Source organism: Pontibacter sp. CAU 1760 (assembly GCF_054482735.1).
The window spans coordinates 66,727-78,312 of the sequence record NZ_JBTLRL010000018.1; the positions used below are offsets into that span (position 1 = coordinate 66,727).

Annotated in this window: 14 protein-coding genes; 12 read left to right on the forward strand and 2 right to left on the reverse strand. The window is 47.0% G+C overall.

What is annotated here, in order from left to right:
* Positions 1 to 2: 2 nt before the first annotated feature.
* Positions 3 to 380 (reverse strand): hypothetical protein, encoded by a 378-nt coding sequence (locus ACXYMU_RS19250; RefSeq protein ID WP_458988049.1) that lies wholly within the window; start codon positions 378 to 380, stop codon positions 3 to 5.
* Positions 381 to 880: 500 nt separating this feature from the next.
* Here ACXYMU_RS19250 and ACXYMU_RS19255 point away from each other — a divergent pair, with 500 nt between their 5' ends.
* The 10 genes from ACXYMU_RS19255 to ACXYMU_RS19300 all read left to right on the forward strand — a co-directional run bounded on the left by ACXYMU_RS19255 (position 881) and on the right by ACXYMU_RS19300 (position 9,625).
* Positions 881 to 1,081 (forward strand): hypothetical protein, encoded by a 201-nt coding sequence (locus tag ACXYMU_RS19255; protein ID WP_458988050.1) that lies wholly within the window; start codon positions 881 to 883, stop codon positions 1,079 to 1,081.
* Between the two features lie 9 nt (positions 1,082 to 1,090).
* Entirely contained in the window at positions 1,091 to 1,501 is a 411-nt protein-coding gene (locus ACXYMU_RS19260) for a hypothetical protein (RefSeq protein ID WP_458988051.1), read from the forward strand.
* 5 nt (positions 1,502 to 1,506) lie between these two features.
* Positions 1,507 to 1,830, forward strand: a complete 324-nt coding sequence (locus ACXYMU_RS19265; RefSeq protein WP_458988052.1) for a hypothetical protein — start codon at positions 1,507 to 1,509, stop codon at positions 1,828 to 1,830.
* Between the two features lie 635 nt (positions 1,831 to 2,465).
* Entirely contained in the window at positions 2,466 to 2,753 is a 288-nt protein-coding gene (locus ACXYMU_RS19270) for a hypothetical protein (RefSeq protein WP_458988053.1), read from the forward strand.
* A gap of 123 nt (positions 2,754 to 2,876) precedes the next feature.
* Positions 2,877 to 4,334 carry a tyrosine-type recombinase/integrase gene (locus ACXYMU_RS19275; protein WP_458988054.1) on the forward strand — a complete coding sequence of 486 codons (1,458 nt, stop codon included), beginning with the start codon at positions 2,877 to 2,879 and terminating at the stop codon, positions 4,332 to 4,334.
* Between the two features lie 300 nt (positions 4,335 to 4,634).
* Positions 4,635 to 6,221, forward strand: coding sequence for a ribosomal protection-like ABC-F family protein (abc-f, locus tag ACXYMU_RS19280; protein WP_458988055.1), 1,587 nt, complete (start codon positions 4,635 to 4,637; stop codon positions 6,219 to 6,221).
* A 147-nt stretch (positions 6,222 to 6,368) separates the two neighbouring features.
* On the forward strand, positions 6,369 to 6,773 hold the full coding sequence (locus tag ACXYMU_RS19285) for a hypothetical protein (RefSeq protein ID WP_458988056.1): 405 nt from the start codon (positions 6,369 to 6,371) through the stop codon (positions 6,771 to 6,773).
* Between the two features lie 102 nt (positions 6,774 to 6,875).
* The gene (locus ACXYMU_RS19290; protein ID WP_458988057.1) at positions 6,876 to 7,913 is read left to right on the forward strand and encodes a serine hydrolase domain-containing protein; all 1,038 of its coding nucleotides are present in this window, start codon (positions 6,876 to 6,878) and stop codon (positions 7,911 to 7,913) included.
* An 89-nt stretch (positions 7,914 to 8,002) separates the two neighbouring features.
* On the forward strand, positions 8,003 to 9,175 hold the full coding sequence (locus ACXYMU_RS19295; protein ID WP_458988058.1) for a kelch repeat-containing protein: 1,173 nt from the start codon (positions 8,003 to 8,005) through the stop codon (positions 9,173 to 9,175).
* A gap of 171 nt (positions 9,176 to 9,346) precedes the next feature.
* Complete coding sequence (locus ACXYMU_RS19300) at positions 9,347 to 9,625, forward strand: carboxypeptidase-like regulatory domain-containing protein (protein WP_458988059.1); 279 nt, start codon at positions 9,347 to 9,349, stop codon at positions 9,623 to 9,625.
* Between the two features lie 199 nt (positions 9,626 to 9,824).
* Here the strand turns inward: ACXYMU_RS19300 and ACXYMU_RS19305 are convergent, their stop codons facing one another.
* On the reverse strand, positions 9,825 to 9,965 hold the full coding sequence (locus ACXYMU_RS19305; protein WP_458988060.1) for a hypothetical protein: 141 nt from the start codon (positions 9,963 to 9,965) through the stop codon (positions 9,825 to 9,827).
* Positions 9,966 to 10,954: 989 nt separating this feature from the next.
* Between ACXYMU_RS19305 and ACXYMU_RS19310 the strand changes: the two genes are divergently transcribed.
* Entirely contained in the window at positions 10,955 to 11,194 is a 240-nt protein-coding gene (locus ACXYMU_RS19310; protein WP_458988061.1) for a type IIL restriction-modification enzyme MmeI, read from the forward strand.
* A gap of 62 nt (positions 11,195 to 11,256) precedes the next feature.
* Positions 11,257 to 11,433 (forward strand): hypothetical protein, encoded by a 177-nt coding sequence (locus ACXYMU_RS19315; RefSeq protein ID WP_458988062.1) that lies wholly within the window; start codon positions 11,257 to 11,259, stop codon positions 11,431 to 11,433.
* Positions 11,434 to 11,586 lie beyond the last annotated feature (153 nt).

Here is an 11,586-nt window from a genome sequence, read left to right on the forward strand (position 1 = left end):
AACTACAGTATTCTTTCACCGCCTTCTATCCTAGCTATATACTCTTCATACTCCGCTTCACCCATCAGTCCGCGCACATACTCGTCTAACCCCACATCGTTCTTTTCCTGAACATACCTGGTGAAGCTGAGCACTGTGCAGCACCTTTCGAATCCCTTAGCGGCCATATCTCTGGCCATGTGCTCCGGCAGGCCCTCCAGCCACTCTTCATACTCCTGGTGCGTAGGCTCGTGCTCCGCTGCCGCTTGGTGATAGCGATAGACAGCGTTGCCATAGCTGAACATCAGCTCGTGAAAGCGCCGCTCTGCCTCTGGGAACTGCACCAGCATAGCCTCCTGTGTTTGGTTCTTTGCAGGATTCGGGTGTTTGACTTTGATCATGCCTTGAAATTAGAATTTAAATTTACAAAATGGGGAAGAAAGAGATACGCTGCTCTATAGTTAGTGCAAAATACGAGTCTTTGAACGCAGGTTGTATATGTAGAACACATAAAGTAGATTTGTCGTAGAAACTTCCACGATGGCAGAAGAACAACATCCCCGATACGTCACACCTTACAAGTATGCAGCGCTGTGTGGTGTCTCTCCTACTGCCATTAACAGGAGGATTAAGCGAGGTGTATTGGATGCAGAGGATGTGCCTCAAATAGACGGGAGCACAAAGCGCTTTATAGACACAGATAAGTTTCCTCCTGCCAGGTTGATCGACTACCCTATCGAACATAAGCGGCCTCAGAAAAAAGAAGATTAAAATATTTACTAAAACTGTTCTATATATATAACAGTCTGTAAACTACAACGTATAATAAATAAAGCAAGGGCAATGAGAGGAAGCCCTTTTTTAATCTTAAAAGTGTTCTATATATAGAACATTAAGAGCTATGAAAGCAACATTCCAAACCAGAGAAGGGCAGCTGATCTGCAAGGCCAGCAGCCTCGACTACACCACCAGGCAGCGTGCGGTGAAGGTGGCCATGGCCAAAGGGGCCCAAACGCTGCAGTCCAGGGACGAGCGCGGGCGTGTACAGGACCTGACGCACATTCTTCAGAACAGAGCCTTAGCCATCCGTTACAACTTATAACCCATTCCCATGGAGAAGACCATACAGCCCAGAAACAGCACTCCGGTAGCCAGGTACACGGTTGGCTTCAAGACCTACAAAACAGCGGATCGGGTGAGGATGCGCGAGGTGAAAATCTACCGCAACGGGGCCTGGGTTTACTGCGATGCCTTTACGGAAGAGGAGCGGGAGACACACGAGGTGTGGGCAAGGGAGTTTCTGCAAGTCATGAAACGCAATGATACCCGGCAGAACGTGGAGGAGCCTGAAGAAATGCCGGTGCAGCAGGTGATTTGGGACCATATCCTAAAACTGCGTGAAGCCAATATGATGACAAACAGAGAAGCCGCCAACCTTTGCCTGGTGCGCTTCACCTGGACCCCAGCGCAGGCCAAAGCCAAGCTGACAGAACTAAAGGAAAGATACCCCAACAGAAAATAGAGACCATGGAACAGTCCACACCATCCCCGGAAGTAAAGCAGCCCTTTTACAGGCTGGTAACCGGCAGGAGCGCTGCTGCTGATTCTTTTAATACAGCCCCCCTGCTCCAGGTGCTCACTCAGGAAGACACCCCGCTGGAGATGGCCCGCTCCCTGGACAAGGTGTACACGCTGCTGGCAGAGTACATGATTAGGGATTCCAATACCTATGGAACGCATTACGCCGGACTACTCTCCGATATACGGCGGATGCGGGACGCCCTGCTGCAGGGAAGCGGCCTGCTTGATTTTCAAGGTGGTGCCGAAGGAAAGTCACCCTCCAAAGAATAGGTTAGCCATCAGGTGCCTTTATTCCATCACGCATAATAGTATTTCCTAATTATCCATCAGTTCTTACTTCGCAAGAACTCGCTGGCCTACTTGCAGGGCTGGGCCAGCAAGCTCAACGGCGACAAGGCATCATCTACGCCGTTACAAGGGCTTCCAAGGCAGCCAGTTAGCTGTTGGAGCTGAGAGCGGTGGCCAGCAAAGCGAAGGTACCCGCCGTAGCCACTGGAGAGGAATATCAACTGGGGAAGGACGGGGGAGGGATAGGCAGCAGGAACTGGAGAAGCAGGCCTCTCCATTTTATTTTTATCCCGAATGTTACAAATCAGCCTAAACCTGCAAAAAAAAGGCGTCAAAAATCCTTTCCTAACGCTTCTATAAGCTTATTTCAAAAATAATGCCTTGAAAAACCATGTTGCAAACAGCCTTGTTTTTGCCTTGTGTTATAGTGGTTTTAATTGCAATTTGTGTCACATGCAGGGGATAGTGCCTGCTGGCCATGCACTAGGAACAGATGAAACGGTAGAATGTAAGCACAGACAAGGTACCCCGCCAGGGAAACCCAGCGGCTTTTGCTCCTCAGGGGCAGCGGCGAGCGCGGGTTTTTCAGGGGCAGCGTCAGAAAATGTAAAGGAGCCATGAAAGAAGAAACAACCCCTCCGGCACCGAACGCACCCTCTTCCGGGCCGTTCGCGCCAAAATGCCCGCTCAACCCCCCTTTTGACGTGTCCCCGCTGCTCCAGGCGGTGATGGCCGAGGACGGGCCGCTGGGCATGGCCGATTCCCTGGACCAGGCCTATACCACGCTGGCCGAGTACCTGGCCAGCGACCCCAACAACGCTGGGCAACACAATGCCCATCTGCTTTATGTCCTGCGGCGGATGCGGGACGCCCTGCTGCAGGGAGCGGGGCGTAAACGGCGCTGAAGCTATAAGCGTTTATAAACGTTTAATTGCGCTTTATACGTTTATAAACGCATCTATGCGTATAGTTTGCGCTTAAAGGTTTCAACAGCACGTATTTAGGGTTTTGATATAGCCTTCTGCCCGATGTCTTATCCCAATAATCAGCCTGCTGTTTACTTAAATGCCTTGGAGCACGAAGGTAAACCCTATATCCGCCTCTGGTTCAAGGCAAACCCCTTTGTCTTCAAGCGCCTCAAAGAAGCCTCCTGGATCAAATACAGCAAAACCTATAAGTGTTTTGTGATGCACAACAGCAATCAGGCCATCGAGATGACCCACCTGCACTTTCAGGGGCTGGCCAAAGTGGATACACGTTATCTGTACAAGCCCAAGCGCCTGCGACCTGCATTAGGAACGGTGATTTTACAGCAAGGTAGTGCTGCGTTAACCGAGCCGTTGGAAAAGGCGCCGGTAAAGCCGGTGGTGCGTTTACGGCCACTGGAGCATGAGGGGAAGCAGTACGTGCAACTCAGCCACCAGTACAACAAAGAAATCTACACCTGCCTGAGGCAAAGCAAGGTTGCCAGGTGGCTGCCTGAGATGCAGTGCTTTGTGATCGATAGTGAAAGCCAGTCGATGCACGTGCTGCTAAGCGAACTAGAGTCCATGGCTCAGTTGTGGCTGGCACAAACCATGCATGTAAAGGACATGACCTTGCAGGCAAGGCTCTGGGAACAAAGCTACCAGAAGGGCCAGGACTATATCCCTTGCCCGCTAACGTACCTGGAAAAGCTTTTTCTCTTAAACTACAGCCCCAGCACCATTCGTACGTACCATAGCCTGCTGCTGCGCTTTCTGAACGCGCACAAGAACAAGGGGTTGGAAGGCATCAGCGCTTTCTCAGAGGAGCAGATCAACAACTACCATCGAAGCATGGTGCAGGCAGGCACCTATTCGGTATCCTTTGTCAACCAATCCATCAATGCGGTGAAGTTTTACTACCAGCGCGTGCTGCTGCGCCATGAGGTGCAACTAAACCAGGTGGAGCGGCCTGAGAAGCCTGAACGCCTGCCCCAGGTGCTCAGCAAGCAAGACGTCTTGAAGATCCTCTCCGTTACGGAGAACCTGAAGCACCGCTGCATGCTGCAGCTGCTTTACGCGGGCGGTTTGCGCATCGGTGAAGTGATCAACCTGAAGCTGACCGACGTGCAGTCGGACAGGAACCTGCTGCTCATTCGGGGTGGCAAGGGCAAGAAGGACCGCACCACGCTGCTCTCGCAAAAGCTACTGGAAAGCCTGAGAGCCTACTACAGGCAGTACAAGCCCAAGGTGTGGCTGTTTGAGGGGCAAACCGGCGGGCAGTACACAGTAGAAAGCATCCGCAACGTGTTCCGGGCAAGCAAGGAGAAAGCTGGCGTAAAAGCGCCTGCCACGCCCCATACGCTCAGGCATTCGTTTGCCACGCACCTATTGGAGCAGGGCACGGACTTAAGGTACATCCAGGTGCTGCTGGGGCATCGGAGCAGCAAGACCACCGGGATCTACACCCACATCACCACCCACGCCTTGGATAAAATTGTCAGCCCGTTGGATAATCTGTAGCTATCACCTATATTAGCTTAATAATATACTGTAATGTACGACACTACTGCTTATACCAAATCCAGTCTGCAAAATGATGCAAAAATAGGTTTACCCTATTACGCACATAGTACAGATAAGCGTATGTTGTCGTTTATCCGCTAGTTACCTGCTATACAAAAATCAAAATAATCGTACATTTGCAATCACAAAAAGAAAAAGATAAATAGAATATGTGAAAAACAATTTCTTTCAGACCATTTAAAGGCAGCAAACTGTAAAACGGTTTGTTTCCTTGTTTAATCTTTAAAGAAAGAAATTATGTTGACTTTACAGCAACTTTCATATATACATCCCAACAAAGATTTACTGTTTTCAAACATCAATCTTACAGTAAATTCCCAAGACAAAATAGCTTTAATCGGTAACAACGGAGCAGGAAAATCAACGTTACTGAAACTCATTGCAGGAGAATTACAATATTCTGACGGACAACTAAAAGTTGATTCCGAACCGTATTATGTGCCACAGATTTTTGGGCAATACAATCATTTGACCGTTGCCCAGGCGTTACGGATTGAAAGCAAACTCAATGCACTCAAAGAAATCTTTGACGGAAACGTAACAGAAAGCAATATGGACTTGCTTGATGACGATTGGACGATTGAAGACAGATGCAATGAAGCCCTGAACTACTGGCAACTGAATAGTTTTGAATTGACGCAAAAAATGGGAACCTTAAGCGGTGGGCAAAAAACTAAAGTTTTCCTTGCAGGTATTTCCATTCATCAACCCGAACTCGTTTTGTTGGACGAACCGAGCAACCATTTAGATGTTTTGGGTAGACGACTTCTGTATGATTTCATTCAGTCTGCAAAAAGCACATTGATTGTGGTAAGCCACGACAGAAAACTATTAAACCTGTTGAACACTGTTTGTGAATTGACTAGCAGTGGTATTAAAGTTTATGGCGGCAATTATGGTTTTTATTTAGAACAAAAACAGGTAGAGAGCAATGCTTTGAACCAAGATATTCAAAACAAAGAAAAAGCCTTGCGAAAAGCCAAAGAAAAAGAAAGAGAGGCATTAGAACGACAACAAAAGTTAGACAGTCGTGGAAAAGGCAAACAAGAAAAGGCAGGCGTAGCCAGGATAATGATGAACACATTACGGAACAATGCCGAAAACAGCAGTTCAAAAATGAAAAGTGTGCACGCAGAGAAAATTGGCGGTATTTCGCAAGACCTGCAAGCGCTACGCTCTACATTGCCTGACAGTGATAAAATGAAATTCGGTTTTGACAGTTCCGCCCTACATAAAGGGAAAATCCTCTTCACCGCCGCCAATATAAATTTCAGTTATGAGAGAAGACCGCTTTGGAAAGACAGTTTGAGTTTCCAAATCACAAGTGGGGAACGCATTGCCTTGAAAGGACGAAACGGCTCTGGTAAAACGACTTTAATAAAAATAATTTTAGAAATGTTAGAGCCGCATTCAGGAGCAATTTACAGAGCAGAAAGCAAATCGGTTTACATTGACCAAGACTATTCTCTGCTTGACAACCATCTGAACGTTTACGAGCAATCCCAACAATTCAATTCTTCTGCATTGCAGGAACACGAAATAAAAACCAGGCTCAACCGATTTTTGTTTACTAAAGACGATTGGGGCAAGCCTTGCAGTGCTTTGAGTGGCGGAGAAAGAATGCGGTTAATGATTTGCTGTTTGACAATAAGTAATCAATCACCCGACATCATTATTCTTGATGAACCTACGAATAATTTAGACATTCAAAACATAGAAATTCTGACTGCCGCAATCAATGAATATCAAGGAACATTGATTGTTGTTTCTCACGATGAAACTTTTTTAGAACAAATAAACGCAGAACGGACAATCGAACTCTGATAAAAAGTACAGCAGGTAACATTGTGTAAACACCATTCTACGGCCGACGGCCTTGCACGTTGTTTACACGAGGCCGTTGGGAGTAAACAGCATCATTTCGAAAAGACACTCAAACAAACTTCGAAAAGACACTCAAACAAACTTAATATGAAAAAAATCTACGCAGTAATAATTTTCCTCTTTATCTCCACAGCAACTTATGCACAATTTGGCGTTAGCTTCAATCAATCGAACTTGCCGTTTGCAGGACTTAATTATGAGATAAATAACAGGTTTCTTCCTGAGCTTCGCATCGGCACTGACAATTATTTTAGGAACACGAGTCTTGAATTAACAGTGAATTACATTTTTAAAAGAAATGAGACAGTGAATGTATATACTGGCTTAGGTGGGAGGGTGCAGTTTCTGGAAGGCATCGTTATTCCTCTTGGACTCAATATCTATCCATTTGAAGAGAAGAAGTTTGGTTTTCAAATAGAGTTAGCAGGCATACTGGCTGGGTCCAGCCTTTTGAGAGGCAGTTGGGGAATAAGGTACAGGTTTGCAGAATAATGTCTACTCCCCACGGCACAGCCTTAAGCTTCGGCTGATGCCTCGCCTTAGCCTGTACAAAACCATGAGCAATTAAATATGAGTACACAGGCCCCAGATCAAATGAGTAAGAAACTAACCAAGCAGATATTCAGAGTATTGTTATTTCTAGGCACTGCAGTCTCTTTATTCTTTGTTCCATGGCTTTTGGTTAAGGCATGGATACTTCCGCTACCGGATACCGTTCAGAAACAGTTAGATCAGGCCATCGGTCATGGATTTGACGGAATGATTGTTTATATAGACCAAGCTGGGAAACCACCTCAGTATTTTGTTTCCGGTTGGCATGATCGTGAAGCCAAGATACCAGCCAAACCCCAGGCCCTATTCAAGGTTGCAAGTATCAGAAAGCTATATGATGTTGTGGCGATTACTAAACTGGTAAGCGATGGCCGTCTTTCTTTGGATAATACCATAGCCGATTATTTACTCGAGCTTGCAGGAAGAATTGAAAACGCTGATAAGATCACTTTAAGAATGATGATACAGCATAGAAGCGGCATTCCCAATTTTACGGACGCTCCAAATTTTTGGGCAGCTCCTACAGAGACCTATGAAGAAAGTCTTGCACTGATTCTTGACAAGCCGGCTAACTTCGAACCCGGTGAAGATTATGAGTATTGTAATACAAATTACCTGTTGTTGAGCAAAATAATGGATAACACGCTGGGCTATGGCAATTTCAAATTCATTCAGGAAGAAATCCTTGCCCGGCTAAATCTGAACAATACTTATGGCTCGCTCAAGGAAGTGAATATTGATGATGTGATGAGTGGTTATCATGTGGGGCATCCACTCGATTTAAAAACCGAAGAACACGGGATGTTAGCGACAGCGGAGGACGTGGGTATTTTCCTGAGGGCCTTAAACGATGGTTCTGTGTTTGATGAAGGAGAGCAAGAAATCTATTCCTCCGTTTATGAGTATGAACATGCCGGTTGGGTTCCAGGATACCAGAGCTTCGCAAAATATCACAAAGACCTTGATGCTGTTGTGATTGAGTTTTATAGCACAACCGATCCCAAACTGTACAATTGGAACCTGTCCGAAATCATAAATAACAGAATTGTTAAAATACTCAAAAGGCAAAAAAGCTCATGACAGTTAGGATATAAGCCATACATACGGCTCATATCCTAACTGTTAATAAGTTAGCCGCATAGGGGTAACATCGAATCAAAAGAATCACTATGAGAAATGTCGGATTAGCGGCATTGCTGCTGCTCCCGCTGGTTTCCTGCGAGAAGAAAGAGCGTGAAGTGCTCAATGAGCCCATTATCCATGCCTTTTATAATCATATAGACACGGTAGGCGCAAACTTAACCGTGATAGGTGAGAACTTTAGCCAACAACCACAGCACAATGTAGTGGGCTTCCAAGGGGTGGAGGCTCCTTCGCACAGCGTAAGCTGCGATACACTTCAGGTGCACATTCCAGCAGGGGCTGAAACCGGTAAAATCAAGATGAGGGTCTACTCCAAAGAAACATTTAGTGAGGATACGCTATTCATCGTGAACGGTAGGTTTAAGAGGGTGCAACCAATTCCCATAGGGCGGCATGATGCAATCGGGTTCAGTATTGGGGGCAAAGGCTATGTAGGCACAGGAACTGGAACAACCGGTTTTCTAAGCGATATGTGGGAGTACGACCCAAGCGGCAACACCTGGTCAAAGATAGGTGACTTTCCAGTAGGGGCCCTACGAGAAGGTTTTGCTTTCGTGATAGGGGACAGAGCCTATATTGGCGGTGGAACAGAAATGGGGCAGCTGAGACCCTCCCGCGCTTTGTATGCATTTGACGCCAACCTGCGAACCTGGAACAGAGCGGCGGACTTTCCTGGGGTTGAAACCAGGAATGTTGTCGCCTTGGCAATAAAGGGCAAGGGCTACATCATCACAGGCTTCTACTCTAACCAAGTATGGGAGTACAACCCAGAGACGAATAGTTGGCTTAAGAAGCAAGACTTCCCGGGCTTGCGTCGCTCGGCAGCGTCGGGCTTCGTCATTGACAATAAGGGATATGTTGGTATAGGCAATCACGGTGGCAATCCATGGCTGCAGGACCTTTGGGAGTATGATCCCGCACAGGACACTTGGAGCCAGAAAAGAAGCCTGCCAAGATACATCGGCTACAACGCTGTTGGCTTTACCATTCATAATAAAGGGTACTTTATGAACGGGAACCATAACAGCAGAGCTGTATGGGAGTACGACCATCTTGCAGATACCTGGACGCAGAAACTCCAATATCCGGGAGAAGCAAACGGCTATGGGGTTTCCTTTGTGATCAATGGAGAAGCCTATGTGGTGGGCGGGGTCGGACATAACAAGGCCTCTGACCAGAACTGGAAGTTTATCCCTTAGAAGACTTAAGCATAGACACTTTCAACACCTATGCAAAAGGCTCGCATTGCTTTGCCCGCTGCATAGCAATGCCGTTGTGCTGCATGCTATTTAATATAGATAGGATGAAACTGCTTCTTGTAGATTATACTTCTTACTAACCCTTTACTTGATCTCCCTTTTATTTATTCAATGAAAACATTTAGACTGCTCCTGTATCTATTTTTGATATTAGTCTATACTTCTGGTGCCTCTCAGAACCTGGTCTTTAGAGGTGAAGTTGTAGACAGATTTCAGAACAAGCCCGTGCCTTACGCCACTATAGGAATAAAGGGCAAAAGCCTGGGTACTGTTGCAGATGAAAATGGGAGGTTTAGCTTTACTATTCCCGCTACTGCTGTTTCTGATGTGGAGCCGGTGACTGTTTCCTGCGTTGGCTATAAAAGTGTTGAAACTAACGTCTCTTATTAATCAAGTCCTTATCTTGTTTCGTGGGATGAGTAGCCGGGACGGCAAAGGAGCTCTAACCTTGATAGAACTTGCGTTTACCGTCAGACCTTTGCGCAGGTCTTTACTCAAGCCGGATTGGTGTTAAAATTACTATATATTTATAGTCTTATAATTTACCTTATGTTAAGCAGGGCGGTAGATCCCTGTGGCCGCTTCTGCTTTAGAGCTGGATAATCTGCTCGATTCTTTCCTCCAGCAGCGGCAAGCGGTCCTGGTCCATCAGGTGGCAACCCAAGATCTCCTCCCGGTAGCGGCTGTCTCTGATTATATGAACCGTTGATTCGTAATTCGCGAATTGCAAATTAATGGTTGCATAAGTAGAGAAGACAGAGCTTCTTACCCGTGTGCCTCTTTGTGCCTTGCCGGTTTAGCGGCGCAGGCCGACACCCGCAGGTGCTCCACGCTTAAACATGCTCACAGCTCCTTCACTTAGTCACTAACTTGGTCATCGGCTAAGTCCCTAGCTTGGTCGGAAACGACCAAGCTAGGGACTTAGCAAGGCTGGATGGCAGAAGGCTCACTTCTAAAGGTGCTGGCGTCCTTGTGCTTCGCCATCTTCTCTTAGGTGTCGCTTGAATGTTTAGGGGCCCTTTCTCGCACTGGCAGCTCGGCGTCCTGCAGCTTGCGGCCGAGCTTGTCGTCCCGACCCACCTGCGCCAAGACTCTCTCAATCCGGCTCAACGTGGGTCGGGAAATGGCAGCGCGTTCGGCCCCCTGCTTAGCACTGAGTTTACGCTGCGGTCGGGCAAGCTCGATATTTTCCCCTAGCTCAGCTAATAGCCGTTTCTAGGAGGGGTATAAAAGTTTTGATTTAGCCATAACGTAAAATATATTTTACAAATATGCTTTAGTTTGTAAGATATGGTTTACGTTATTTAAAATTAACATACTTCGCACATGCTGTACCACTAAAGTGTTTAGCAGGGCATTTGTCAAGTTTTATAACCGAAAAACTTGACAAATGCCCTGCAAGAGCGCCTGCCTGTTATAAGAAAAGCTTTATCCGACTTTTATCCGACATTGGGCCTGGTTATCCGACACAGGATGCATGCTATCACTTATTCTGTGCGCGCGGTGGCAAAAGGGTCAGGGTATCCACTCCCGTTATCTCGCATTCAATAATATCAATAAATCTATGATTTGTCCTTTTCTATAAGCTGCAGCATAGAAAGAATCAGTCTATCTGAAAGCAAACGATATTATCTACATGAGTTTTGCCTCTATCCCTTCTGTCACAAACTTCATCACCCGCTGGAAAGCTTCCGGTGCTTCGGAACGCGCCAACTACCAGTGTTTCTAACCAAGTTGTGCGAGCTGCTGGGCGTAGAGAAGCCGCAGCTGGCCACGGACAAGGTGCATGAGGCGACCTATACTTTTGAGCGGTCTGTGGTGTTTGATGATGGCGAGGGTAAGACCAGCACCAACTTCATCGACCTCTACAAGAAGGACTGCTTTGTGCTGGAGGCCAAGCAGGGCTCCGATAAGGCAAGTATAACCGAGGCCGAAATGCTGGGTGCAGAGCGGGCATAAACTAAAACCGGCACAGCAGGACACTGATCGCCTCCAACATCGAGCTGTTTCTGAGCTACTGTATGCGTTTCTACGACCGCCAGTTCCTCACCCGGAATGTGGCCAACAGTGACACGCTCGAGAAATTCGAGGAGCTATTGAATGAGTATTTCCGGTCCGACAAACCGCAGACCATGGGCCTGCCGGCGGTGAGCTACTGCGCCGGCAGGCTGAACCTATCCCCCAACTATTTTCGGTGACCTGGTGAAGAAGGAAACCGTTAAAACCACCCTGGAGTATATTCAGCTGAAGGTGATGGATCTGGCCAAGGAGAGGGTACTTGAAGCCGAGCCCATAGGCGAGATCGCCTATGGGCTCGGCTTCCAGTACCCACAGCACTTCACCCGTCTGTT